Origin of the sequence: Streptomyces carminius (assembly GCF_002794255.1) — a bacterium.
Taxonomy (GTDB): domain Bacteria; phylum Actinomycetota; class Actinomycetes; order Streptomycetales; family Streptomycetaceae; genus Streptomyces; species Streptomyces carminius.
On record NZ_PGGW01000071.1, the window covers coordinates 118,321 to 142,572 of the forward strand.

The window sequence follows — 24,252 nt, forward strand, 5'->3', positions numbered from 1 at the left end:
CGTGTGGCTCAGTACGTGTGGCCGGGCGCGCGGCGCACCACGAGCAGCAGCAGGACCGCGCCCAGACAGGTGGTCAGCGCCCCGACGGGCAGGGTGAGCCGGTCGGCCGCCAGCGCGGCGGCGAGCAGCCGGGACAGCAGCTGGGCCGCGGCGTCGGCGCCGCAGACGACCGCCGCGCCGGTCAGCGCGGCGCACGGCAGCGCCACCCGCAGGTCCGCGCCGGCGACGGCCAGGGCCAGATGCGGCACCAGCAGGCCGACGAAGCCGAGCGCCCCGACGGACGCGACGGCGCCGGCGGTCAGCGCCACCGCGCACACCAGCGCCGCCACCCGGGCCCGGCCGGCGGCCAGTCCGGCCGCCGCGGCCTGCTCGTCGCCGCAGCGCAGCAGCGTCAGCGGCCCGGTCAGCAGCCAGGCGGCCGTCAGCCAGAGCAGGGCCCAGGGCCACAGCAGGTGCCAGTGCTGCCAGACCCGGCCCTCGGTGGTGCCGATCAGCCACTGCACGACACTGCCCAGCTCCCCCGGCGCGACCAGCAGGACCATCGCGGTGAGCCCGGACAGCACGGCCGAGACCAGCACCCCGTGCACGGCCGTCGCGGCCGGGTCGCCCCGGTCCCGGCCGGCCAGCAGCCACAGCAGCCCCGCCCCGGCGAAACCGCCCGCGCACGCGGCGGCCACCACCGCCGCGGGGGACTCCCAGCCCGCCAGGCCGAGCCCGGTCGCGGTCACCGCCCCCAGGACGGCGCCCGGGGTGACTCCGGTGACCTCCGGCCCGGCCAGCGGGTTGCGCAGCGCCGACTGCAGGACGAGTCCGGCCACCCCCAGGCAGGCTCCGGCGGCCAGCGCCACCAGCAGCCGGGGCAGCCGGAGCTGGAGCACCACATGGCGCGCGGTGGGATCCCCGCCGCCCAGCAGCACCTCCCCCACCCGGCCGGGGGCCGGGGAGCGCCCGGCCAGGGCGTCGGCACAGGCCAGGACGGCGACGAGGGCCAGCAGCAGGAGCAGCCGCCGCCCCGGGCGAACGGCCTTCCCGGCGCTCTTCCCGGGGCTGGCCCCGGCACTGGTCCCGCCCTCCGTGCCGGGCACAACCGGCGCGCTCACCGGACCGCCTCCGTCCCCGCCGGGCGCTCCCGCCCGGGCACCGGGCCGCCGGCCGGGACGGGCGCCGGCCGGTCCGTACGCCCGCCGCGCCCGGTGCGCAGCAGCACCACCCCCGCCGGTACGCCCAGCAGCGCCGTCCAGGCGCCCACCGGGGTCTCGACCGGGGCCAGCGCCAGCCGGGCCGGCAGATCGGCGCAGACGACGACCGCCGCGCCCCAGACGGCGGCGAGCGGCAGCCACCGCACCGCACCGGCGTCCGGCCGCAGCCGCCGGGCCAGGTGCGGGGCAAGGAAGCCGACCCAGGCGACCGGTCCGCACACCGCCACCACCGGGGCGATCAGCATCACCGCGACGGCCAGCGCGCCCAGCCGGGCCCGCCGCACCCGCACTCCCAGGGCGCGGGCGTCGTCGTCACCCAGCCGCAGGACGGCGAGCACCGGCACGCACAGCACCAGCGCGGGCACCGAGACGAGCAGCCAGGGCCACAGCCCCTCGACGTCGTCCCAGGTGCGGGCCGACAGGCTGCCCAGCAGATAGCGGTAGAGCAGTTGGAGGTCGAGCTGGTCGGCGAGCACCATCAGCACCAGCAGTCCGGCCTGCAGGGCGGCGGCGACCGCGGCCCCGGTGAGCAGCACGGCCGACGGGCTGCGCCCGAACCCGGCCGCCAGCAGCGTCAGCGTGCCGCCCAGCGCCGCGCCGGCCAGCGCGAGCACCGGCTGGAGCAGCGCCGGCACGGACAGGGCGAGGACCAGCGGCGCGGCCACGCCCAGGGCCGCCCCGGAGGAGACGCCGAGCATCTCGGGGACGGCCAGCGGGTTGCGCAGCGCCTCCTGGAGCACCAGTCCGGCCGCGCCCAGGCAGGCCCCGGCGACCAGCCCCAGCACCAGCCGGGGCAGCCGCAGTTCGGTGACGACCACCGCCGCGAACCCCTCCCCGCCGCCGGCCAGCGCCGCGGGCAGCTCCCACGGCGGTACGGCGGGGGTGCCCAGGCACAGGGCGCATCCGGCGGCCGCCGCCAGCAGCAGGGCGACGGCCGTCCACTGCCGCGCGGCCCTCACCGCAGCGCGGCCGTGGCCTCGTCGAGGACGATGCCGAGCGAACGGGTGCCGCGGCCCTTGGCCCACACCTCGGAGTTCACCTCGTGCACCTCGCCGTTCGCGACGGCGGGGATCCTCGACCACAGGGGGTTGCCGGCGAGCTTCTCGGAGAGCTTCCCGTCGCTGTCGCCGAAGGAGAGGGTCTCGACGAAGAGCACGTCCACCTCGCGGGCGAGGATCTCCTCCAGGCTGTAGCTGCCCTCCACACCGCGGGACTTCCAGGGGTAGCGGGAGATCTTCGGGAAGAGCCCGGCGGCCACGTCGGTGCCGGGGGTGGCGACGCCGAAGTTCTCGTCGCTGCCGTAGATGATCAGCGCGGTCTTCCCGCTGGGCTTCTCCTCGGCCGCCGCCAGCTTGGCGCGGAAGCGCTGCTCGGCGGCCTCGCCCTGATCGATGCGGCCGGTGAGGGCGGCCAGGGCGCGCAGGTAGCCGACGCTGTCCTGCCACTTCTCCGGCTGCACGGGCCAGAAGACGGTGGCGCCCTTCAGGGCGGGGGCGAGCTTGCCGTGGGTGTCGCCCAGGCCGATCACCAGGTCCGGCTCGTGGGAGAGGACCGCCTCGACCTCGGGGGCGAGGAAGCCGCCGGGGATCACCGGGACCTTCCCGGCCTTCTCGGGGCCGAGGAAGTCCGGGTGGGCCAGCAGGGCGGAGTTGGTGGCCACCGGGGTGATGCCCAGCTCCGTCAGCATGTCGTCGCACAGGGCGACCAGGCAGACGACGCGCCGGGGTTCGGCGTCGGTGGTGACGGCGGCGCCGTCGGGGCCGGTGACCCGGCGGGCGGGCTCGATCGGTTCGACCGTGACCTCGGTGCGCGGTCCGGCGCCGGTCTCCCCGGCGTTCCCGTCGTCGGAGGCGTTCCCGCCGGTGGTGCCGCAGCCGGCGAGCCCGGCGAGTACGGCGCCCAGCAGGACCGGTACGGCGGCGGCCCGTACGGCGCGGGCGGTGGTGCGGCGCGGTGGACGCGTCATCGGTGGCTCCCAGTCCTCGTCAACTCCCGGGGTGCGAGCGGAGGTACGGCCCCGGTACGGGCCCCCGGAACACCCCGCACCAGATTGGCACACGATAATCATTATCAGAACCAGTTGACGCGCCACTCCCGTTCCGGAGGTTCTCCGCCCATGACCGCAGCCGCTGTGCTACTGGCCGCCGACCATGTCGCCGGCACCGTCGATCTGCTGGACCTCCCCGGGGGCCGGCCGCTGGCCCGCCTGACGGGCCGCCACCTCTCCGAGCACGCGGGCTTCCTGACCCTGCCCGGCGACCGGGTGGCGTGCGTGGACGACCGGGCGGGCGAACTGCTGGTACTGGCCCCCTTCGAGGCGGCACGCGGCGGGGCCCTGGTCGCCGCCGCGGCACCGGTGGCCGTACCCGCCGAGCAGCTCGCCGCCGACCCGGACGGACGGTTCCTGGTGGTCACCACGGGGCTGGGCGCCGCCGCCGAGCCGTGGAGCGACCTGCTGACCGCCGTGGACCTGGCCGCGCCGGGCGGCCCGTACGCCGTCCGGACACGGACGCGGGCGGGCGAGCCCGGGGTCACGGTCCTGGACGGCGGCCGGGCGGACGGCCCGCTGGCCGTCCTGCGGCACCGCGAGCCCGGCTCCCTGGACCTCCACAGCCTCGCCGGCCTGCTGGCCGCCGCGCCGGGCTGCCCGGTCGTGACACCGCGCACGCGCCTGCCGCTGCCCGACGACGGACACGGCGACGCCCACGACCCGGTCACCGGGTACCTGTTCACCGCCACCGGCTCCGGGGTGCACCGGGCGCGCCGGTCGGGCGGAGGGCTGGCGGCCGCCCCACCGCTGTCCTGGGCGGCGGACGGCCGCGCGGGCGGGCGCGGCTACTTCCTGCGGATCGACGCACGGCACCGGCTGCTGTGGTCCTGTCTGCGCGGCGGCCCGGCCGGTCCCGCCGACTGGCCCGCCTGGACCAACGACGCCTGGTGGCACCACCTGGACACCGGCCGCACCGGCCGGATCGGGCTGGGCGAGGGACTGGTGTTCCGCATGGCGGTGGCCGCGGACCACGTGGCGTACGCGCGCTGCCACCCGGACGGCGACGAGCTGGTCCTGCTGGCCACCGGCGACGGGGCACCCCGGATCAGCGCCCGGGTGCCGCTGCCGCCCATGGCGGGCGCGCCCCGGCGCGGGCGGACCCCCTGGGACGACGGGGCGCAGCGCCGGGCCGTCGCCGCCTCCCCGGGCGCGCCGTGGGTGGCCGTCTCCCGGGGCGGGCACGGCGAGGTCCATCTGTTCGACGCGGCGAGCGGCACCGAGCGGGCCCGGCTGGCGCTGCCCGGCCCGCTGGACGAGGGCGGCCGGCTGGCGCTGCTCACCCCCGGCGACGGCGCGCACCGCGACCCGGCCGGCCGCTGAGGGCACCGGACGGCACGGGAGCCCGGCGCCGTACCCTCCGGGGCGCGCCGCCCGTTCGTCCGGGAGCCGGTACGCCGCACGGGCCCGGCGCCGGCCCCCGGCCGGCGGGAGCGCAGGTGGGGGGTGTTCCGCCGTTCGTGCCAAGAACCGCTCAAGATTGTGAAATCTTTCACACTTTCCTCTTGGCTGGACCCTCGACTTCGTGCTGAGATGCGCTCACATCCGGCTCGACGGCGCGCTTGGGGAGGGCACTGTGGCGGAGACCGCCATCTCACGTTCGGCACGGACGACGGGTGCGGGCGGTGATACGGACGGCGATCCGCTGGACCACGCGGTGTGGCGGCTGAGATCGCGCGGATGCTGGGAGGACGCGGCGGCGCTGCTGGAACCGCACATCAGCCGGGGGGACACCCAGGCCGCGCTGCGGCGGGCGGCCTTGCTGGTGGAGCACTGCATGTTCACCGCCGGCGGCTGGGCCGGGGCCGAGGACGCGCTGCGCACGGCCGAGGCCATGGCGGGCACGGACGAGGAGCGCGGCGCGGCCGCCTGCGAACGCGGGCACCTGGCCTACGCCGCCACGGTGCTGGGTGTACGGGACCGGACCGACGAGGCCCGCGCCGCGCTCGGACGGGCCGCCGCCCTGCTCCCGCCCGCGTCGCCGCGGCGGGCGCTGCTGGACTTCCGGCGCGGGCTGACGACCGAGCACTTCGGCGACAGTCCGCAGTCGGCCCGGGCCGCGTACCGCCGGGCGCACGCCGGGGCGACCGCGCAGGGGGACGCCCTGCTGCGCTCCTTCACCTGGCGGCATCTGGCCGGGCTCGCCCTGCGCGCCGGGGAACACGCCGAGGCGCGGCACGGCTTCGCCGAGTCGCTGCGGATCCGCGAGGAGCTGGGCTACCTGGTGGGCATGGCCCCGGCCCTGGTGGCCCTGGCGCAGGTCCAGCCGGAACCGGACGCGGACCGGCTGCGGGCCGAGGCACGGCGGCTGTTCCGGCTGCTGGGCGGGGTGCCGACCTGGCTCACCGACCAGCTCACCGACCAGCCCGGCGGCTGATCCCGCCGGTCCCCGCCCCTCGCCGGTGGAGTGACGTGCGTCACTCCACCGGCGAGGGGACTGGAGTCCCCGGCGCGCGACTGGGGTAAGGTAAGCCTTACCTGTTAGACCCGTCGATCCGGTGGTACCCGCATGGCTATGTGCACCCTCGCCCCGGCGCCCACGGCGTCCGCCGCGTCACCCTTCGCCGCGTCCTACACCCGGCTGGCGGAGGTCCTCCCCAGCCTGCGGGTCGTGGAGACCGGCGTCGGCGGCGAGCTGCCGCGCGGCGGCCACTGGGTGCGGGCCGCGGAGCTGGCCGGCGGCGGTGCCGCCCTGGACTCCTTCCTGGCCTGGGACGACGAGCAGGTGCGGCGCGACTACGGGCAGCCCGCCCGCCCCGACGTGATCGCCAGCTTCGGGCTGCACCGCTACGCCTGGCCTGCCTGTCTGCTGGTCACCGTCCCCTGGTTCCTGCACCGCCGGGTCCCCCGCGTCCCGGTGGACGCGGTCGCCTTCGACCGCGCCGAGGGGCGGATGGCGGTCCGGATCGAGGAGTTCTCCTGCCTGCCCGGCGACCCGGCGGCCCGCCTGCCCGGAGCCCGGGTGGTGCCGGACGCCGAGGCGCTGCGCGCGGCCGTCCGGGAGGCCACCGCCGAGCACCTCTCCCCCGTGCTCGACGCCTTCCGGCCGCGCATGCGCCGCGGACCGCGGGCGCTGTGGGGGATGGCGACGGACGAGATCACCGAGGGCCTGTGGTACGTCGGCCATCTGCTGGGCGAGGAGCGGCGTGCCCGGGCCGAGGTGGAGCTGCTGCTGCCGGGCTCCGTCACCCCGTACGCGCAGGGGGCGGGCTTCCGGGAGCTGACCGGGCCGGACGGCGAGCGGTTCCCCACCCGGGACCGGGCGAGCTGCTGCCTGTTCTACACGCTGCGCCCCGAGGACACCTGCGCGACCTGTCCGCGCACCTGCGACACCGAGCGCGTCAACCGTCTGACCCGTTCGGGTGCCTGACCGGTTATCGACGGTAATTCCGGGTCGCTACACTCCTGGTCGCGCGTCCTGGTTCCCGTTCGCCGGTTTTCCGACCCGAAAGGTCTGCCGGACAGTATGTTCTTCCGCCAGGATGCTGCGCATCAGTAGCCAATGCGAGTACGGCGGGGCCGGTCCACGGCAGGCCGCCAGGCAAGGGACACCCCCGGATGAATCTGACGGACATATCGATGACCTGGGTGCTGCTGAGCGCCGTACTGCTCGTCGGCGCCCTGGTCGCGGTCGTATTGATGGGCCGCGGCCGCGGCAAGCACAGGGACGAGGAACAGAGCTCCGACTCCTGGGAGCGCATGGAGGAGCGCCGCCGCCGCAAGGAGACGGTCTACGCCATCGCCTCCTACGTACTGCTGTTCTGCTGTGCGGGAGTGGCCGCCGCCCTCTCCTTCCACGGCCTGGTCGGCTTCGGCCGCGAGAACCTGGGGCTGAGCGGCGGCTGGGAGTACCTCGTCCCCTTCGGCCTGGACGGCGCGGCGATGTTCTCCGCCGTCATCGCCGTCCGCGAGGCCAGCCACGGTGACGCCTCCCTCGGCTCCCGGCTGCTGGTGTGGCTGTTCGCGGGTGCCGCGGCCTGGTTCAACTGGGTGCACGCCCCGCGCGGCGACGAGCACGCGGGCGCCCCGCAGTTCTTCGCCGGCATGTCCATCGCGGCGGCCGTCCTCTTCGACCGCGCGCTCAAGCAGACCCGCCGCTCCGCCCTGCGCGAGCAGGGTCTGGTGCCGCGCCCGCTGCCGCAGATCCGCGTCGTGCGGTGGCTGCGCGCCCCGCGCGAGACCTACGCGGCCTGGTCGCTGATGCTGCTGGAGGGCGTGCGGACGCTGGACGAGGCGGTCGACGAGGTCCGCGACGACCGGCGCCGCAAGGAGGAGGAGCGGATCCGCCGGCGTGAGCAGCAGAAGCTGGAGCGGGCCCGGCTCAAGGCGATCAGCCGGGGCCGGATGCTGCCCCGGGGCAGCGACCAGCCGGCCGAACTGGAGCGCGGCACGGTGCCGCGCGCGGCGCTCCAGCCCGCCGCGGAGGAGAGCGGCGGGACCGGGACGGGACCGGAGGGGCTGCGCAAGGTCGAGCCGCCCCGCCGCCCGTCGGACTCGCTGCTCGGCGACGGCGAGAGCCTCACCAGCCCCCGGCTCGACTCGCTGGAGGCGAAACTCGCCGACATCGAGAAGCAGTTCGGCTGACACTCCCGGCCCGGCACACCACCGGGCAGCCGTGTCCTGCGGCGCCGTACGGCCGCCGCGGTCAGTGCTCCCAGACCGCGGCGGCCGTACGGTCGTCCGCGTACCCCTTGACCCGCAGCTGGGCGTCGGCCAGGAAGCCCGCCAGTCCCGGCGGTTCGGCACCCGCCCAGCGCCCGGCCAGCCGGTCGGCGAAGGCCCGCTCACCTCGCATCGGCTCCGCCAGGCCCGCGCTGCACAGCAGCAGGGTGTCACCGGGACGGGCGACGGAGGTCCGGAAGCGGAACGGGCCGGGCATCGCGGTGGCCGGGGCCCCCGAGGCGGGGAAGCCCTCGACGGGCGCGGGCATGTCCCCGGTGTCCGCCGCGCCGCCGTCCTCCTCCCGGGCGTCGGGCTCGATGTCCTGCCAGGCGCCGTCCCGCAGCCGGAACAGCCCGCCGCCGCCCGTGCCGAAGAACACCCGGGTCCGGCACCCGGGGTCGGCGGGCAGCAGCAGACAGCGCACGTCGGCGGTGTACTCGGCGGCGTCCAGGTCCAGTTCGGCGGCGCGGGCCGCCAGCCTGCCGTAACCGCGGCCGGTCAGCCGGTGCAGACCGGACTTCAGCTCGTCACGGCGGGCGGAGCGGATGTCCTCCGACAGCCGGGTGTGGCTGCGGCCGACGTACGCCCCGATCCAGCGGCACACCTCCCGCGCCGCCCGGTGCGCCTCCCCGGCGGTGGGGGATCCGCCGGCGACGGCGACCAGCACCAGGGCGTGCCGGCCACTGCCGAACCGGGCGGTGAGCAGGGCGTCGCGGCGCGGCTCGCCCCGGTAGCGGGCCGAGTCGCCGCGCAGGGACACCGCGCGCAGGGTGAAGCAGCCGTAGCGGGCCCCGTCCAGGACGGTGTCGGGCGCCGCGCCGGGGACCAGGACCGTCCCGGCCGCCGCCTCGGCCAGCTCCTCGGGATCGGCGGCGGGCAGGGCCGTCGGCTCGGACTCGTAGGTGGGCGGGCGGTCGCCGACGAAGTCCGGGACGAGGGCGGCGGCGGGCGCCGCGGGGGCGGAGCCGGTCACCGGCGCGGGGGCTCTCGGAGCGGGGACCTCCGGCGCGGCGGCCTCCGGTGCGGAGTCCGCCGCCTCCGGTGCCCCGGCTGCCCCGGAGTCCCCGGCTTCCCGGCGGAACAGGCCGACCGTACGGGCCGCGGAGTCGAAGCGCTCGTCCACGCTGTCCCGCGCCGGCGTACGGCCGGTGTCCGGTGCGTCCTCGTCGTAGAGCCGGCCCCACCAGTCCGCCCCGCCGGCCCGCTCACCCTGTTGACCCATGCCTTCATTGTCCACGCCGGTGGCCGGCCGGCCACCGGCCGAGACGGGTGGGGCGCGGGCGTGTCGGGCTCACCGGCCGGTCACAGCACCCCCTCGTGGGTGAGCAGCCACCGCTTGCGCTCCAGCCCGCCCGCGTAACCGGTCAGCGCGCCGCTCGTGCCGATGACGCGGTGGCAGGGCCGCACCACTGTCAGCGGGTTGGCGCCGACGGCGCCGCCGACGGCCCGCGCCGACCGCGCCTGGAGACCGGCCATGACGGTGAGTTCGCCGTAGGTGACGGTGCTTCCGAGAGGGACGCGCTCCAGGGCGGCCCAGACCCGCTCGCGGAACTCCGAGCCCCGGGTGGCCAGGGTGAGGTCGAACTCCTTCAGCTCACCGGCGAAGTAGGCGTCGAACTGCCGAACCGCCTCGGCGAAGGCGGCGTCGTCGCGCCGCCAGTCGGGCAGCACCCGTGCGCCGCCCTTCTGGCCGGGCACGGTGACCGAGGCCAGCACACCGGGCTCGGGACCGGCGAGCAGCAGGTCGCCCAGCGGGCTGGGGTGGACGGTGTAGAGGGTGCTCATCGATTCTCCGGTTCGTGTGTCCCGGCCGTCTCGGCCGGTTCGGTGATCTCGGTCGAGTGCCACAGGTGGTGCAGGGCGTAGGAGCGCCAGGGCCGCCAGTCCCCGGCCCGGTCCGCCCCGGCACCGAGCCGCGCCAGGGCATGCCGTACGCCCGCGTCGCCCGGCAGGAAGACGTCCGGGTCGCCCAGGGCGCGCATCCGGATGTAGCCGGCCGTCCACGGGCCGATGCCGCGCAGGGCGAGCAGCGTGCGCTCGGCCTCGTCGCGGTCGGCACCGGGGTCGAGGACGAGGGCGCCGTCGGCGAGGGCCGCGGCCAGGGTGCGCAGCGCCGCGCGGCGGGCGGCGGGCATGCCCAGTTCGGTCAGGGGTGCGTCGGCCAGGCTGCCCGGTTCGGGGAAGAGGTGGGTGAGGGTGCCGTCGGGGGCGGGCAGCGGTTTGCCGTACGCCGCCACCAGCGTGCCCGCCAGGGTGCGGGCCGCGCCGACGGTGACCTGCTGGCCGAGCACGGCGCGCACCGCCAGTTCGTGCGGGTCGGCCGCGCCCGGGGAGCGCAGCCCCGGCCGGCGGTGGACCAGGGGGCCCAGCAGGGGGTCGGCGCCCAGCCGCTCGGTGACGGCGTACGGGTCGGCGTCCAGGTCGAGCAGCCGCCGTATCCGCTGGACGGCGGTGGTCAGGTCCCGCAGGTCGGCCAGGTGCAGACGGCACGGCAGCCAGCCGCCGCCCGCGGCGCCGTCGGTGGTGCCGCCGTCGGCCGCGGTGCCGCCGCTCTCGTGGACCTCGGCGATCCCGTGCCCGTACGGCAGTGCCAGGGTGCGCCGGTAGACGCGCCGCCCCGGTGTGCCGGTGACCTCCTCGATCCCGGGTACGGCCCGCCGCGCCAGGAAGTCGAGGACGGCGCCGGTGGCGTACGGCCCCCGGCAGGCCAGCCGCAGCGCCACTCCCCCGGTCCCGGCGGCGGACGCCCCGGACCGGGTGCGGCCCCGGGCCCGCAGTTCGCGCGGGGTGCGGGCGTGGATCTCCCGGATGGTGTCGTTGAACTGCCGCACGCTGGCGAACCCGGCGGCGAAGGCGATCTCGGTGACGGGCAGTTCGGTCGTCTGGAGCAGCACCCGGGCGGTGTGCGCCCGCCGCACCCGCGCCAGGGCCACCGGCCCCGCGCCGAGCTCGGCGGTGAGCTGGCGGCGTATCTGGCGGACGCTGTAGCCCAGCCGCCGGGCGAGCCCCTCGACGCCCTCGCGGTCCACGATCCCGTCGGCGATCAGCCGCATCGCGCGGCCGGTGAGGTCGGCCCGCACGTTCCACTCGGCCGACCCGGGCACGGCGTCCGGGCGGCAGCGGCGGCAGGCCCGCAGCCCGGCCCGCTGGGCGGCGGCCGCGGAGGGGAAGAAGCGCACGTTGTGCCGTCGGGGGGTGACGGCCGGGCAACTGGGACGGCAGTAGATGCCGGTGGTCAGCACCCCCGTGAAGAACACCCCGTCGAACCGCTCGTCCCGGCCGCGTACCGCCTCGTACCTGCTGTCGTCGTCCATCACGGGATCCAGTGTGCGCCGCGCGGCGCCGTGCCACTGGCGGAAATCGGACACGGTGGTGGGCGGCTCCGCACCAGGCCGGGACAAAGCACAAAGAACTCTTTGCAAAAACATGTTGCAAAGCTTCCTTTGCACCCTTACCGTCGTCCCATGCCCGACGATCCACGCTCCGATTCGCTGCGTCCCGATCCACAGGACTCCGTCCGCGTCCTCGACCCGCGCTCACTGCGCGCCCTCGCCCACCCTCTGCGCATCCGCATCCTCGGCGCGCTGCGCGAGTACGGCCCGGCCACCGCCTCCCGGCTGGCCGACCGGCTCGGCGAGTCCAGCGGCGCGACGAGCTACCACCTGCGTCAGCTCGCCGCGTACGGCTTCACCGAGGAGGACACCGGACGCGGCACCGCGCGGGAGCGCTGGTGGAAGGCCGTGCACCGGGGCACGCAGGTCAGCGACGTCGACCAGTTCCTCCGGCACCCCGACCCGGAGGTGCGCGGCGCGCTCGGCCTGCTGCTGCACGAGGTGGCCACCATCCACGCCCGGGAGCTGGACACCTGGCTGGCCACGGCTTTCGAGTGGACCGAGGAGTGGCGGGGCGCCTCCGAGCTGAGCGACTTCAGCCTGCGGCTGACCCCCGAGCTCGCCCGCGAGCTGAACGAACGGCTCCGCGTGCTGGTCGAGAGCTACCGCGACCGGGCCACCGAGGACGAACGGGCCGAGCGGTTCCGCGTCCACCTGCACTCCTTCCCCCGTGCCGGGGACTGATCCGGCACCCGACACCGGCGGAGGCATCCGTGCATCCCTTCCACCCCGACGCCCACCTCTTCGTCGCCCGGTCGCGCTCGGCCGAGTTACGGCACGAGGCCGACACCTGGCGCCTGGCCCGCACGGCCGGGCCCCGCCCGGCACACGGGCCCCGCCCACGCCCGCGCCGGACCGCCGTACGCCGCCGGATCGGCTGGGCCCTGGTCGAGACGGGGCTGCGCCTGGTCCACTCCGGCCGGAGCGCGACCGCGCCGTGACCGGCGGCCCCACTTCCCCGAGCGCCTCCGCCGACCGGCGACCGCTCACGTTCCTCCTGGCCGCCCACGCGGTGTCCGTCGCCGGCAACTCGCTGACGCTCATCGCCGTCCCCTGGTTCGTCCTGCAGACCACCGGCAGTGCCGCCCGCGCCGGGCTGGTGGCGTTCTGCGCCACGCTGCCCGTCGTCGTCTCGGCCCTCGTCGGCGGGCCGGTGATCGACCGGTTGGGACGGCTGCGCGCGAGTGTCGTCTCGGACACCGTCTGCGGGGCGGCCGTCGGCACCGTCCCGCTGCTGCACCACACCGGGGCGCTGGAGTTCTGGCATCTTTGCGCCCTGATGGCGGTCGGCGGGCTGTTCCACGCGCCGGGCGAGACCGCGCGCACCGTGCTCCTGCCCGATCTGGCGGAGCGGGCCGGGACGGCCCTGTCCAGGGCCGCGAGCCTCCATGACGGGGTCTCGCGCGGCGCCCGGATGCTGGGCGCCGCGGCCGGCGGGGTGCTCATCGCGCTGCTGGGCGCCGAGACGGTGCTGCTGGTCGACGCCGCCACCTTCGCCGGCTCCGCGCTGCTGATCGCGGCCGGGCTGCGCGCGCTGCCCGCCGCCGCCCCGCGTCGCGCGGCCCCCTCGGGCACGCGGCGCTCCCGGCGCACCTACCGTGCCTACCGCGCCGAGCTGCGCGAGGGATACGCCCATGTGCTCCACACCCCGCTGCTCCTGGCCGTCGTCCTGATGGTCACGGTCACCAACGGCCTCGACCAGGCGTGGGGCTCCGTCCTGCTGCCGGTGCACGCCGACCGGACACTGGGCGGTGCGGGGGAACTCGGTCTGCTGGTGGCCCTGTCGGGCGGCGGGGCGCTGACCGGGGCGCTGCTGTACGGGGCGTTCGGGCACCGCCTGCCGCGCCGGCCGGTGTTCACGGTGTGCTTCCTGATCGCCGGAGCGCCGAAGTTCACCGTGGCCGCCCTCACCGACGGCTTCGCCGCGCTCGCCCCGGTGCTGGTCCTGTCGGGGCTGGCGGCGGGCGCCCTCAATCCCATCCTGACCACGGTGCTGTTCGAGACCGTGCCCGAAGCCCTGCGCAGCAGGGTACTGAGCGTGACCACGGCCGGGGTGCTGACGGTGCTGCCGCTGGGCGGGCTCGCCGCCGGGGCCGCGGTGGAGGGGGCCGGGCTCGTACCCGCGCTGCTGGTCACCGGCGGGCTCTATCTGGCGGCGACACTGAGCCCGCTGGTCCTCCCCGTCTGGCGGGCGATGGACCGCCCGGTGGAGAGAGGCCGCGGAAAGACCGGGGTCAGTGCTCCGGGAGGCGCTGGAGCAGGCCCCACGTGAACTCGGCGAGCACCGCATGCCGCGTTCCGGAGCGGTCCGGGGCGGTGAAGGACAGCCGCCACCGGGTCGGGGCGGAGCCCTCCAGGGGACGGGCGGGGGCGAAGGCGCGGGCGGCCTCGTCCACCGTGCAGCTCCACGGCAGCAGGTCCTCCACGGTGCGCAGCTCGGGGCCGGGCGCGCCCGGGGCGCGCACCAGCCACTCGTTCCACACCGCGCCGCCCGGCGCGGTCAGCACCTCGAAGCGCAGGTCGGGCCAGAGCGGCACCGGCCAGCGCAGCGCCCGGCACTCCAGGTCGCCGACGCGGCGCGGCTCGTCCGTCTCGGGCTCGCCGAGGACGGACCGGTAACGGGCCGCCGCGCCGCGGGCGCGCGGGGAGCGGTTCGACCGGTTCCACGCCTGCCAGCGGCGGTTGGCCTCGCGCAGCTCGGCCCGGTCGGCGTCCAGCGCGCGCAGCGCGTCCAGGACGAGGCCGGGCTGGAAGTCGGCCATCCGGCGCAGCAGGACGAGCTGGAACTCGCGGGGGCCGAACGGTCCGGCCGGGGTGCCGCGCGGCGCGGTGGGCGTCATACGGGGGGCTCCTCGGGCGGGATCGGGGCGGGAGCGGGCCGGAATCAGTCGAACCGGACGCTGCGCAGCGTGGTCCGGGCCCGGCGCATCCGCTGCCGCAGCGCGCCGCCGGTGTACGGGGCGATCCGCAGCCCCGCCGCGGCCGCGACCGCCTCGGCGGCGCGCGGCAGGGGGAGGTCGTCGGTGTGGACGTGCTCGGCGAACTCCGGTCCGCGCAGCGCCGTCAGACAGCGGTCCAGCTGCCCGGCCGCCCAGCGGTCGGCCGCCAGCCCGGGCAGCGGCCCGCGCCCGCGCAGCCGGCGCAGCACCGTCTCCCGCTCGGCCAGCAGCGTCACATGGCGCACCTGGTGACCGCCGGTGCGCAGGGCCCCGACGATCTCCTCGAAGTACTGCGGCACCACCAGCGTCATCGGGACGATCACCGGGCCGTCGTGCCGGCGCAGCAGATGGTCCAGCACCTCGCGCACACCGTGCCGCCAGACGGGGAAGTCCTGGAAGTCGTCCCGCAGGGCGCGCGGCAGCATGCGGTGGATGCCGAAGCCCAGCAGCTCCGGATCGCTGACGGTGCTGCCCGGCAGCCGCCGCGCCAGCTCGTGGGCGGTGTGCGTCTTGCCGACGCCGAACGGTCCGTTGATCCAGAGGAGCACGGGAGCGACGGTAGCAGCCGGACCACCGCCGCCCCGCGCGTTCCGGAAACGGTCCGGGAACGGTCCGGCCTACCGCCGCGGGCCGCGTTTGCGTTCCGCCATGTGCCGGCCGAGCGCCTGCTTCCGCTTCCAGTCGCGCCGCAGCTCGGCCCGTAGCCGGGCGTCGGCGCGGGCGGCGAGGTACTCGTTCTCGCGCAGCAGCTTGCGGTAGCTGTCCAGGCGGCGCCCGGGCAGGGTGCCGTCGTCGACGGCGGCGAGGACGGCACAGCCGGGTTCGGCGGTGTGCGCGCAGTCGGGGAAGCGGCACTCGCGCGCCAGTTCCCCGATGTCGGCGAAGGTGCGGTCGACGCCGTCCCCGGCGTCCCACAGTCCGACGCCGCGCAGTCCCGGTGTGTCGATGAGGACGCCGCCGCCGGGGAGGAGGAACAGTTCGCGGCTGGTCGTGGTGTGCCGCCCCTTGCCGTCCCGGTCCCGGGCCTCCCGCACGGCTGTCACCTCCTGGCCGACCAGTGCGTTGACCAGGGTGGACTTGCCCGCGCCGGACTGCCCGAGCAGGACGGCGGTGCCCTCGCGCAGGGCGGCGGCGAGCGCGTCCAGGCCCGCGCCGGTGCGGGCGCTGACGGGCAGCACCGGTACCCCCGGCGCGGCGGTCTCGGCGTCGGCGGCGACATGCCCGGTGTCCGGGGCGAGGTCGGCCTTGGTGAGGACGACCAGCGGCTGGGCGCCGCTCTCCCAGGCCAGGGCGAGGAAGCGCTCCAGCCGGCCCAGGTCGGGTTCGGCGGCGAGGGAGACGGCGACCACGGCGTGGTCGACGTTGGCGGCCAGCACCTGGCCCTCGGCGCGTTTGGAGGAGGTGGACCGTACGAAGGCGGTGCGCCGGGGCAGCAGGGCGCGTACCTCGGGCAGGCCGTGGGTGCCGGGGCCGAGGGCGGCCCAGTCGCCGGTGCAGACGGTGCGCACCGGGTCGGGGCCGGTGACGGAGGCGCTGTCGGCCCGTACGGTGCCGTCGGCGGTGACGGCGTCGCACCGGCCGCGGTCCACCCGGACCACCCGGGCGGGGGTCAGGCCCTGCCGCCCGTGGGGGGCGAAGGACTCGGCGGTGCGCTCGTCCCAGCCGTAGCGGGCGAGCGGGTGTGCGGAGGAGTGAGAGGCGTGGGTGGCGTGGGTGGCGTCGGAAAAGCTCAACGCGGATGGCCCTTCGGGAAGGGCGGCCCCGGCGGATGGGGCTCCTGGCGAGGAGCCCGGAGAGAACCCGGAGAGAACCCGGAGAGAAGGGGTGTCAGCCGGAGACCGCGGAAGTGGGACTGGCGGGCTGCTGGCCGTGGGCGGGCCCCACGGCGGCGACGGCGGCCATGGTCTCCACCTCCTGTTCTCCGGTCGGCGACGGTGTGTACGGATGCGCGGGGAGCGGCGCTCCCGTGCCGCGGGCGACTCTAGGAGAGCGCGGCGCCCCGGCACCACTCCTTTTCTCTCCGGTTTCTCTCCGGCGTTCTCTCCGGCGCTTTCTCCGGCGTTTTCTCCCCGCGAGGTGGTCCGGATGGCCCGGCGAGGGAGACATAAGAGGTCATCCGGGTGAAAATTGGAGCGTAAGGATTAAAACCTCAGAGGAGGTGGCTCACATGGCCACACCCACGTCGCGCATCGAGGAACACCCCGACCTGGTGGGGATGCGGGCGCGCTACGCACGGGCGTCGACGACGCCGACGGCACAGGGGCTGGAGTCCCTGACCCTGCTGGCGGGGCTGTTCCTGCTGGTCTCGCCCTGGATCGTGGGCTTCACCCGGTTCGACGCGCTGACCGTCAACAACTTCGTCACCGGCATCGCACTCGCCGTGATCGGCCTGGCCCTCGGCGTGGCCTTCGAGCGCGCCTACGGTCTGAGCTGGGCCGTGTGCGCGCTCGGCGCCTGGACGGTCCTCTCCCCCTGGCTGGTGTCGGGCAACGTGGACACCACCCGGACGATCCTCACCAACGTGATCACCGGAGGCATCGTCTTCCTCCTCGGACTGGCGCTCCTGGCCGTCGGCAGGAAGGGCGGCAAGAAGAACGGCTGACGCGGGAGGGGATGAGCGGCACACCACGACCGGAACGGGTCCGGTGCCCGCGCGGAGCGGACCGGCCGGGCACCGGGCCCGGGCACCGGCCGCCGTGGCGGTCCCGCCGGGCCGGCTCGCGGCCCCGGGCCGGTCAGTCGTCCCTGGGGCGGGAGCGCAGCCGGGACCGCAGCCGGGAGCGTACGTCGGCGGGCGGCAGGAACTTCGTCCAGCGCTCGGGGAACTCCGCGGGCGGCTCGCCCGCCTCCTCGCCGTCACCGTCGCCGCCCTCGGCTCCCCGCATCGCGCGCCGCGCCGCCGCGGCGGCGACGACCTCGGCGGCGGCCTGCTCCCGGGCGCGCTCGGTGGCACGGCGGGCGGCGGCCGTGGACACCGAGGGCCACACGTGGTCGATGGCGGCGTTGACGGCCGCGCCGACCAGGACGGCGAAGGCGGAGACGCCGATCCACAGCAGTACGGCCACCGGCGCGGCCAGTGAGCCGTACAGCGTCGGGCCGTCCACCGTGCGGGTGAGGTAGAAACGCAGCAGGGCGCTGCCCAGGATCCACATCAGCAGGGCCACCAGGGCGCCGGGGACGTCCTCCACCCAGGGCGAGCGGACGGGCACGGAGACGTGGTAGAGGGTGGTCAGGAAGGCGATGGACGCCACCACCACCACGGGCCAGTACAGCAGCGGCAGCAGCAGTTCCAGTTGCGGGATCCAGCCGATCAGCGCGTCCGGGCCGACGATCAGCAGCGGCAGGGCGACCGCGCCCAGCGGCAGGGCGGCCAGGTACAGCACGAAGGCCAGCAGCCGGGTCGCCACGATGCCCCGGTGGCCGTCGAGCCCGTACATCACGGTGATGGTGTCGATGAAGACGTTCATCGTGCGGGAGCCGGACCACAGGGCCAGCGCGAAGCCGACCGAGATCACGTCGGGCCGGCCGCCCTCGATCACGTCGTCGATCAGCGGTTCGGCCAGCTGGCTGACGCCCCGGTCGGACAGGACGGTGGCGGAGGCGTTCAGGAGGTTGGTGCGGACGCTGTCGATGCTGTCGGTGCCGATCCAGGCGTCGAGGTAGCCCAGCAGCCCGATCAGGCCGAGCAGCAGCGGCGGCAGCGACAGCAGGGTGAAGAAGGCGGCCTCGGCCGCCAGCCCCAGGATCCGGTACTCCATGGCGGAGTTGACGGTGTCCTTCAGCAGCAGCCAGGCGAGCTTCCGTTTGGGGACGTCGCGGTACAGGGCGCGGGCCCTGCGCAGGGTGCTCCGGGACTGCTGGGGAGGTGTCGGGGCTGCTTGCACGCCCTTAACGTATCCGGCCCGCCGCGGCCGGTTCACACCGTGGCCCACCTGCGGGCTCTCCCGGTGTACGGTGCGGGCCCGGGCCGGGCCGGCCCGCCCCCGGCCCGCGTCGCTCACACCGCGTACAGGCCGTGCGCGGCGAAGATCCCCCGGGCCTGCGCCACCTGTCCGGGGGTGGGGGCGGGAGTGTCGGCCAGCGGGAAGGTGCGGCCGACGGCCTTCCACTTGGCGGCGCCCAGTTTGTGGAAGGGCAGCACGTCCACCCGGGAGACGTTGCCGAGCGAGGCGGTGAAGGCGGCGACGCCCTCGATGTTGCCGGGGTCGTCGGTCAGCCCGGGGACCAGCACGAACCGCACCCACACCTCCTTGCCCAGCAGCGCCAGCCGGCGGGCGAAGTCGACGGTGGGGCCGATCTCGCCCCGGCCGCCGGTGACCTTCCGGTACAGGGCCGGGTCCCAGGACTTGATGTCCAGCAGCACCAGGTCGGTGTCGGCCAGCAGCGCGTCGGAGGCCCGCGCGCCGAGGAAGCCGGAGGTGTCCAGGGCGGTGTGCAGCCCCAGCTCGTGCCTGAAGCGGTGCAGCAGCTCCCCGGCGAAGACCGGCTGGAGCAGCGGCTCGCCGCCGCTGAGCGTGGCGCCGCCGCCCGCGGCGCGGATGAAGGCGGTGTACTTGGCGGCCTCGGCGACGATCTCGTCGGCGGCGGTGCGGCGGCCGTTGCGCAGTTGCCAGGTGTCGGGGTTGTGGCAGTACAGGCAGGCCAGCGGGCAGCCGGCCAGGAAGGTGACGAAGCGGGCACCGGGACCGTCCACGCCGGTGGACAGGTCCCAGGAGTGCACCGAGCCGGTCACCGGGCGGCGGGTGGCCGCCCCGGCGGGGGTCGCGGCCCCCGCCGGCGCGGTCTCCCGGACGCGCTCCGTGCCCGGTCCCGTGCCGGGTCCCGTGCCGGGTCCCGTGTTGACGGGTGCGGTCATCACAGTGCTCCGTGGAAGGTGCGGTTGATGACGTCGAGCTGCTGCTCGCGGGTGAGCCGGACGAAGTTCACCGCGTAGCCGCTGACCCGGACGGTCAGCTGCGGGTAGTTCTCCGGGTGCGCCATGGCGTCCAGCAGGGTGTCCCGGTCCAGGACGTTGACGTTCATGTGGAAGCCGCCCGAGGCGGTGTAGCCGTCCAGCACCCCGGCGAGGTTCCCGGCCCGCTCCTCGGGGGTGCGGCCCAGGGCGTCGGGGGTGATGGTGTTGGTCAGCGAGATGCCGTCCTCCGCGTCGGCGTAGTCCAGCTTGGCCACCGACAGGGCCGAGGCGATGTAGCCGTGCCGGTCCCGGCCGTTCATCGGGTTGGCGCCCGGCGCGAAGGGGGTGCCGGCGCGGCGGCCGTCGGGGGTGTTGCCGGTCTTCTTCCCGTAGACGACGTTGGAGGTGATGGTGAGCACCGACTGGGTGTGCACCGCGTCGCGGTAGGTGGTATGGCGGCGCACCTTGGCCATGAAGCCGTGGACCAGGCCGCGGGCGATCTCGTCGGCCCGGTCGTCGTTGTTGCCGTACGCCGGGTAGTCGCCCTCGACGGCGTAGTCGACGGCCAGCCCGGTGGCGTCGCGGATCACCCGCACCCTGGCGTGCTTGATCGCCGAGAGCGAGTCGGCGGCGACCGACAGGCCGGCGATGCCGCAGGCCATGGTGCGCAGCACCGCGCGGTCGTGCAGGGCCATCTCCAGCCGCTCGTAGGCGTAACGGTCGTGCATGTAGTGGATGACGTTGAGGGCGTGGACGTAGGTCCTCGCCAGCCACTCCAGCATCGCGTCGTAGCGCTCGGCGACGGTGGCGTAGTCCAGGTACTCGCCCTCGACCGGGCGGAAGCCCTTGACGACCAGCTCGCCGGTCAGCTCGTCGCGGCCGCCGTTGATGGCGTAGAGCAGGGCCTTGGCGACGTTGACGCGGGCACCGAAGAACTGCATCTGCTTGCCGGTGGCCATCGCCGAGACGCAGCAGGCGATGGCGGTGTCGTCGCCGTACCTGGGGCGCATCAGCTCGTCGGACTCGAACTGCAGGGCGCTGGTGTCGACGGCGACCTTGGCGGCGAAGTCCTTGAAGCCCCTGGGCAGCGCCTGCGACCAGAAGACCGTCAGGTTGGGCTCGGGGGCCGGGCCCAGGTTGTAGAGGGTCTGCAGGGCGCGGAAGGTGGTGCGGGTGACCAGCGGGCGGCCGTCCTCGCCCATCCCGGCCAGCGACCAGGTGACCCAGGTCGGGTCGCCGGAGTAGAGCGAGTTGTACTCGGGGGTGCGCAGGAAGCGGACGATGCGGAGCTTGATCACGAAGTCGTCGACCAGCTCCTGTGCGCCGCTCTCGGTGAGCAGCCCCTGCTCGATGTCGCGCTGGAGGTAGACGTCGAGGAAGGCGTCGAGCCGGCCGATGGACATCGCCGCGCCGTTCTGCTCCTTCACGGCGGCCAGGTAGCCGAAGTACAGCCACTGGACGGCCTCGCGGCCGGTGGCGGCGGGCCGGGAGATGTCGTACCCGTAGGAGGCGGCCATCTCCTTCAGCTCGCGCAGCGCCCTGATCTGCTCGGCGTTCTCCTCCCGGTCGCGGATGACCTCCTCGCTGGGCCAGCGGTCGTCGAGCAGCCGCCGGTCGGCCTGCTTGTCGGCGATCAGCCGGTCCACGCCGTACAGGGCGACGCGGCGGTAGTCGCCGATGATGCGGCCGCGGCCGTAGGCGTCGGGCAGGCCGGTGATGATGCCCGCCGAGCGGCAGGCGCGGATCTCGGGGGTGTAGGCGTCGAAGACGCCGTCGTTGTGGGTCTTGCGGTAGGTGGTGAAGATCTCCTTCACCCGCTGGTCGGGCTCGTGGCCGTACGCCTTCAGCGCCGCCTCGACCATCCGCCAGCCGCCCGCCGGCATGATCGCCCGCTTGAGCGGGGTGTCGGTCTGCAGGCCGACGATCAGGTCGAGGTCCTTGTCGATGTAGCCGGGGCCGAAGGCGGTGATGGCCGAGGGGGTGGCGGTGTCCACGTCGTGGATGCCGCGCTCCCGCTCGGCGGGGAACATCGCCAGGAGCTTCTCCCACACGGCGGTGGTGCGGTGGGTGGGGCCGGCGAGGAAGGCGCCGTCGCCCTCGTAGGGGGTGTAGTTGTGCTGGACGAAGTCGCGGACGTCGATCGCGTCCCGCCACAGGCCGCCCCGGAAGCCCTTCCAGGCGCCCTCGACGGTGTGCCGGGCGGGGGTGGCGGCCGGGTCGGCTGCCGGGGTGGCCGGGGTGCCGGGGGTGGCGTCGCGGTCGTCGCCGGTGGAGCGGTGCGGGCTCTGCGGCTGCGGAATGGTGGTCATCGCTGGCTCCTGAAGGGGTGGGTCAGGCGGTGGTGGGCGGCGGGACCGGGTCAGGCCCCGGCGGTGCGGCCGTAGTAGGCCTGGCGCATCAGCGTCCGCATCTCGCCGAGCATCGGCATCCGGGGGTTGGCGGGTGCGCACTGGTCGGCGTAGGCGTTGCGGGCCTGCTCGGGCAGGGCGGCGAGGAACTCCTTCTCGTCGACGCCCGCCTCCTGGAAGGAGGCCGGGATCCCGCACCGGGCGCGCAGGTCCTCCACGGCCCGGGCGTAGGACTCCACGCCCTCCTCGGGGGTGGCGGCCGGCAGGCCGAGCGTCCCCGCGATCTCCTGGAAGCGCTCGTGGGCCCGGTAGGTCTCGTACTTGGGCCAGCCGGTCAGCTTGGTGGGGATGCGGCCGTTGTGGCGGATGACGTGCGGCAGGAGCAGCGCGTTGGTCCTCCCGTGGGTGAGGTGGAAGGTGTTGCCCAGGGTGTGGGACATGGCGTGCACCAGGCCGAGGAAGGCGTTGGCGAAGGCCATGCCGGCGATGGTGGAAGCGTTGTGCATCCGCTCACGGGCCTTGGGGTCCTCGGCGCCGCGGGTGACGCAGTTCTCCAGGTTCTCGAAGACCAGCCGGATGGCCTGGAGGCACAGCCCGTCGGTGTAGTCGTTGGCGTAGACCGACACGTACGCCTCGGTGGCGTGGGTGAGGGCGTCGAAGCCGGAGTCGGCGGTGACGGCGGGCGGCAGGGTGGCGGTCAGCACCGGGTCGACGATGGCGACGTCGGGGGTGAGCGCGTAGTCGGCCAGCGGGTACTTGCGGGCCGCGGCCGGGTCGGAGATGACCGCGAACGGGGTGACCTCGGCGCCGGTGCCGGAGGTGGTGGGCACCGCGATCAGCTTCGCCTTCTCCCCCAGCGGCGGGAAGGTGAAGGCCCGCTTGCGGATGTCGGAGAACTTCTCCTTGGTGTCGGCGAAGGCGATCTCGGGGTGCTCGTACATCAGCCACATGACCTTGGCGGCGTCGATCGGCGAGCCGCCGCCGAGGGCGACGATGGTGTCGGGCTCGAACTCGCGCATCTTCGCGGCGCCGCGCTCGACGGTGGCCAGCTCCGGGTTGGGCTCGATGTCGTCGATGATCTGGAGGTTCACCGGCTCGCGGCGCGAGCGGAGGATGTCCTTGACGCGGGTGAGGTAGCCCAGGCGGTCCATGTTCTGGTCGGTGACGACGGTGACGCGCCGCATGCCGCGCATGTCGCCGAGGTAGCGCAGCGAGTGCCGCTCGAAGTAGATCTTCGGGGGGACCTTGAACCACTGCATGTTGTTGTTCCGGCGTCCCACCCGCTTGATGTTGAGCAGGTCGACGGCGGTGACGTTGCCGGAGACCGAGTTGTGGCCGTAGGAGCCGCAGCCCAGGGTCATCGAGGGGAGGAAGGAGTTGTAGACGTCGCCGATGCCGCCGAGGCTGGAGGGCGCGTTGGCGATGATCCGCACCGCCTTGACGCGGCGGCCGAAGCGCTCGGTGAGCTCCTCGTCGTCGGTGTGGATGACGGCGCTGTGGCCCAGTCCGTCGAACTCCACCATCTGCGCGGCCAGTTCGATGCCCTGTTCGGTGGATTCGGCGCGCAGCACGGCCAGCACCGGGGAGAGCTTCTCGCGGCTGAGCGGCTCGGCCGGGCCGACGCCGGAGATCTCGGCGAGGATGACGGAGGCGTCCTCGGGGACGGTGAAGCCGGCCTGCTCGGCGATCCAGGTGACCGGCCGGCCCACCGCGTCGGCGTTGAGCCTCGCCCCGGCGCAGCCGGCGCCGCGGGCGGTGGCGCCGAACAGGAACTTCTCCAGCTTCTCCTTCTCCTCGGCGGTGGCCAGGTGGGCGTGGAGCTTGCGGAACTCCGCGATCGCCCGCTCGTAGATGTCCGTGTCCAGGACGGCAGCCTGCTCGGAGGCGCAGATCATGCCGTTGTCGAAGGCCTTGGAGAGCACGATGTCGTGCACGGCGCGCGGTACGTCGGCGGTGCGGTGGACGTAGGCGGGGACGTTGCCCGCGCCGACGCCGAGCGCCGGCTTGCCGCACGAGTAGGCCGCCTTGACCATCGCGTTGCCGCCGGTGGCCAGGACGGTGGAGACGTCCGGGTGGTTCATCAGGCGCCCGGTGGCCGCCATCGAGGGCTCCTCGACCCACTGCACGCAGTGCTCGGGGGCACCGGCCGCCACGGCGGCGTCCCGCACGATCCGGGCCGCCTCGGCGCTGCACCGCTGGGCCGAGGGGTGGAAGGCGAAGACGATCGGGTTGCGGGTCTTCAGCGCGATGAGCGCCTTGAAGATCGTGGTGGAGGTGGGGTTGGTCACCGGGGTCATGGCGCAGACGACGCCGACCGGCTCGGCGATCTCGGTGATGCCGTTCAGCTCGTCGCGGCGGATCACGCCGACCGTCTTCAGGCCGTCCATCGAGTGGGTGACGTGCTCGCAGGCGAAGAGGTTCTTCATCGCCTTGTCCTCGAAGACGCCCCGGCCGGTCTCGCCGATCGCGAGTTCGGCGAGCTCGCAGTGGTTGCCCAGCGCGGCGAGCGAGGCCTTCCGCACGATGTGGTCGACCTGCTCCTGGGTGAACGAGGCGTACTCGTCCAGGGCCTTGACGGCGTGCGCCACCAGCGTGTCGACAGCGATCTCGGCGGTCATGGCGGCCTTGGCGTCCGACGGGACGGTGGGACGTGCGGCGGCTGCTGCCATGGGGGCTCACTCCTGAACGCGGGGGCTTCGGTACCTCCATTGCACGCCCTGGGCACCCGGTGCCGCAGCCGCCGAAGGGACCCCTGCCGCAGGCCGAAGGTC

At 75.0% G+C, this 24,252-nt stretch carries 21 protein-coding genes; 8 read left to right on the plus strand and 13 right to left on the minus strand.

The features are described 5' to 3' along the window. Nucleotides 1–8: 8 nt before the first annotated feature. From CUT44_RS31670 to CUT44_RS31680, 3 genes are all read right to left on the minus strand, one after another. Entirely contained in the window at nt 9–1,004 is a 996-nt protein-coding gene (locus CUT44_RS31670; RefSeq protein WP_100205602.1) for a FecCD family ABC transporter permease, read from the minus strand. 92 nt (nt 1,005–1,096) lie between these two features. Beyond that, nucleotides 1,097–2,158 carry a FecCD family ABC transporter permease gene (locus tag CUT44_RS31675; RefSeq protein ID WP_233221810.1) on the minus strand — a complete coding sequence of 354 codons (1,062 nt, stop codon included), beginning with the start codon at nt 2,156–2,158 and terminating at the stop codon, nt 1,097–1,099. Then, entirely contained in the window at nt 2,155–3,165 is a 1,011-nt protein-coding gene (locus tag CUT44_RS31680; RefSeq protein WP_100205444.1) for an ABC transporter substrate-binding protein, read from the minus strand. Before CUT44_RS31680 ends, CUT44_RS31675 begins: the two co-directional genes overlap by 4 nt. A 150-nt stretch (nt 3,166–3,315) precedes the next feature. On the opposite strand from CUT44_RS31680, the gene CUT44_RS31685 reads away from it, so the two are divergent. The 4 genes from CUT44_RS31685 (at nt 3,316) to CUT44_RS31700 (ending at nt 7,830) form a co-directional block, all read left to right on the plus strand. Beyond that, nucleotides 3,316–4,569, plus strand: coding sequence for a hypothetical protein (locus CUT44_RS31685; RefSeq protein WP_100205445.1), 1,254 nt, complete (start codon nt 3,316–3,318; stop codon nt 4,567–4,569). 253 nt (nt 4,570–4,822) lie between these two features. Further along, complete coding sequence (locus tag CUT44_RS31690; RefSeq protein WP_233221811.1) at nt 4,823–5,623, plus strand: hypothetical protein; 801 nt, start codon at nt 4,823–4,825, stop codon at nt 5,621–5,623. 132 nt (nt 5,624–5,755) lie between these two features. Further along, nucleotides 5,756–6,616, plus strand: coding sequence for a (2Fe-2S)-binding protein (locus tag CUT44_RS31695; protein WP_100205446.1), 861 nt, complete (start codon nt 5,756–5,758; stop codon nt 6,614–6,616). A gap of 188 nt (nt 6,617–6,804) precedes the next feature. Beyond that, complete coding sequence (locus CUT44_RS31700) at nt 6,805–7,830, plus strand: DUF2637 domain-containing protein (RefSeq protein WP_100205447.1); 1,026 nt, start codon at nt 6,805–6,807, stop codon at nt 7,828–7,830. Nucleotides 7,831–7,891: 61 nt separating this feature from the next. On the opposite strand, the gene CUT44_RS31705 is transcribed toward CUT44_RS31700, so the two are convergent. From CUT44_RS31705 to CUT44_RS31715, 3 genes are all read right to left on the minus strand, one after another. Next, nucleotides 7,892–9,130 (minus strand): protein phosphatase 2C domain-containing protein, encoded by a 1,239-nt coding sequence (locus CUT44_RS31705; RefSeq protein WP_100205448.1) that lies wholly within the window; start codon nt 9,128–9,130, stop codon nt 7,892–7,894. Between the two features lie 80 nt (nt 9,131–9,210). Beyond that, the gene (locus CUT44_RS31710) at nt 9,211–9,693 is read right to left on the minus strand and encodes a methylated-DNA--[protein]-cysteine S-methyltransferase (protein WP_100205449.1); all 483 of its coding nucleotides are present in this window, start codon (nt 9,691–9,693) and stop codon (nt 9,211–9,213) included. Then, entirely contained in the window at nt 9,690–11,222 is a 1,533-nt protein-coding gene (locus CUT44_RS31715) for a DNA-3-methyladenine glycosylase 2 family protein (protein WP_100205605.1), read from the minus strand. Before CUT44_RS31715 ends, CUT44_RS31710 begins: the two co-directional genes overlap by 4 nt. A gap of 150 nt (nt 11,223–11,372) precedes the next feature. On the opposite strand from CUT44_RS31715, the gene CUT44_RS31720 reads away from it, so the two are divergent. The 3 genes from CUT44_RS31720 to CUT44_RS31730 are packed head-to-tail and all read left to right on the plus strand — an operon-like array spanning nt 11,373 to nt 13,572. Further along, complete coding sequence (locus CUT44_RS31720) at nt 11,373–11,984, plus strand: winged helix-turn-helix domain-containing protein (RefSeq protein ID WP_100205450.1); 612 nt, start codon at nt 11,373–11,375, stop codon at nt 11,982–11,984. Nucleotides 11,985–12,013: 29 nt separating this feature from the next. Further along, on the plus strand, nt 12,014–12,241 hold the full coding sequence (locus CUT44_RS31725; protein WP_100205451.1) for a hypothetical protein: 228 nt from the start codon (nt 12,014–12,016) through the stop codon (nt 12,239–12,241). Next, nucleotides 12,238–13,572 (plus strand): MFS transporter, encoded by a 1,335-nt coding sequence (locus CUT44_RS31730; RefSeq protein ID WP_100205452.1) that lies wholly within the window; start codon nt 12,238–12,240, stop codon nt 13,570–13,572. The genes CUT44_RS31725 and CUT44_RS31730 overlap by 4 nt, the downstream gene beginning before the upstream one ends. On the opposite strand, the gene CUT44_RS31735 is transcribed toward CUT44_RS31730, so the two are convergent. From CUT44_RS31735 to rsgA, 3 genes are all read right to left on the minus strand, one after another. Beyond that, nucleotides 13,535–14,140, minus strand: coding sequence for a hypothetical protein (locus CUT44_RS31735; protein ID WP_100205453.1), 606 nt, complete (start codon nt 14,138–14,140; stop codon nt 13,535–13,537). The two genes, CUT44_RS31730 and CUT44_RS31735, sit on opposite strands and share 38 nt — an antisense overlap. 44 nt (nt 14,141–14,184) lie before the next feature. After that, nucleotides 14,185–14,787 (minus strand): AAA family ATPase, encoded by a 603-nt coding sequence (locus CUT44_RS31740; RefSeq protein WP_100205454.1) that lies wholly within the window; start codon nt 14,785–14,787, stop codon nt 14,185–14,187. Between the two features lie 69 nt (nt 14,788–14,856). Beyond that, the gene (gene rsgA / locus CUT44_RS31745; protein WP_100205455.1) at nt 14,857–15,972 is read right to left on the minus strand and encodes a ribosome small subunit-dependent GTPase A; all 1,116 of its coding nucleotides are present in this window, start codon (nt 15,970–15,972) and stop codon (nt 14,857–14,859) included. 434 nt (nt 15,973–16,406) lie between these two features. Between rsgA and CUT44_RS31750 the strand changes: the two genes are divergently transcribed. Then, nucleotides 16,407–16,841 (plus strand): SPW repeat protein, encoded by a 435-nt coding sequence (locus CUT44_RS31750; protein ID WP_100205456.1) that lies wholly within the window; start codon nt 16,407–16,409, stop codon nt 16,839–16,841. Nucleotides 16,842–16,974: 133 nt separating this feature from the next. On the opposite strand, the gene CUT44_RS31755 is transcribed toward CUT44_RS31750, so the two are convergent. The 4 genes from CUT44_RS31755 to adhE all read right to left on the minus strand — a co-directional run bounded on the left by CUT44_RS31755 (nt 16,975) and on the right by adhE (nt 24,150). Then, a complete protein-coding gene (locus CUT44_RS31755) occupies nt 16,975–18,123 on the minus strand; it encodes a YihY/virulence factor BrkB family protein (protein ID WP_233221812.1) in 1,149 nt (382 codons plus the stop codon). Nucleotides 18,124–18,236: 113 nt separating this feature from the next. Next, complete coding sequence (pflA, locus tag CUT44_RS31760) at nt 18,237–19,094, minus strand: pyruvate formate-lyase-activating protein (RefSeq protein ID WP_100205457.1); 858 nt, start codon at nt 19,092–19,094, stop codon at nt 18,237–18,239. Then, a complete protein-coding gene (pflB, locus tag CUT44_RS31765) occupies nt 19,094–21,442 on the minus strand; it encodes a formate C-acetyltransferase (RefSeq protein WP_100205458.1) in 2,349 nt (782 codons plus the stop codon). The genes pflA and pflB overlap by 1 nt, the downstream gene beginning before the upstream one ends. Nucleotides 21,443–21,492: 50 nt before the next feature. Further along, entirely contained in the window at nt 21,493–24,150 is a 2,658-nt protein-coding gene (adhE, locus tag CUT44_RS31770; RefSeq protein ID WP_100205459.1) for a bifunctional acetaldehyde-CoA/alcohol dehydrogenase, read from the minus strand. Nucleotides 24,151–24,252: the final 102 nt, after the last annotated feature.

Coding starts and splice junctions, on each gene's coding strand:
- CUT44_RS31680 (WP_100205444.1), bottom strand. CDS start 3,165: ATGACGCGTCCACCGCGCCGCACCACCGCCCGCGCCGTACGGGCCGCC.
- CUT44_RS31685 (WP_100205445.1), top strand. CDS start 3,316: ATGACCGCAGCCGCTGTGCTACTGGCCGCCGACCATGTCGCCGGCACC.
- CUT44_RS31695 (WP_100205446.1), top strand. CDS start 5,756: ATGGCTATGTGCACCCTCGCCCCGGCGCCCACGGCGTCCGCCGCGTCA.
- CUT44_RS31700 (WP_100205447.1), top strand. CDS start 6,805: ATGAATCTGACGGACATATCGATGACCTGGGTGCTGCTGAGCGCCGTA.
- CUT44_RS31705 (WP_100205448.1), bottom strand. CDS start 9,130: ATGGGTCAACAGGGTGAGCGGGCCGGCGGGGCGGACTGGTGGGGCCGG.
- CUT44_RS31710 (WP_100205449.1), bottom strand. CDS start 9,693: ATGAGCACCCTCTACACCGTCCACCCCAGCCCGCTGGGCGACCTGCTG.
- CUT44_RS31715 (WP_100205605.1), bottom strand. CDS start 11,222: ATGGACGACGACAGCAGGTACGAGGCGGTACGCGGCCGGGACGAGCGG.
- CUT44_RS31720 (WP_100205450.1), top strand. CDS start 11,373: ATGCCCGACGATCCACGCTCCGATTCGCTGCGTCCCGATCCACAGGAC.
- CUT44_RS31735 (WP_100205453.1), bottom strand. CDS start 14,140: ATGACGCCCACCGCGCCGCGCGGCACCCCGGCCGGACCGTTCGGCCCC.
- CUT44_RS31750 (WP_100205456.1), top strand. CDS start 16,407: ATGGCCACACCCACGTCGCGCATCGAGGAACACCCCGACCTGGTGGGG.
- pflA (WP_100205457.1), bottom strand. CDS start 19,094: ATGACCGCACCCGTCAACACGGGACCCGGCACGGGACCCGGCACGGGA.
- pflB (WP_100205458.1), bottom strand. CDS start 21,442: ATGACCACCATTCCGCAGCCGCAGAGCCCGCACCGCTCCACCGGCGAC.
- adhE (WP_100205459.1), bottom strand. CDS start 24,150: ATGGCAGCAGCCGCCGCACGTCCCACCGTCCCGTCGGACGCCAAGGCC.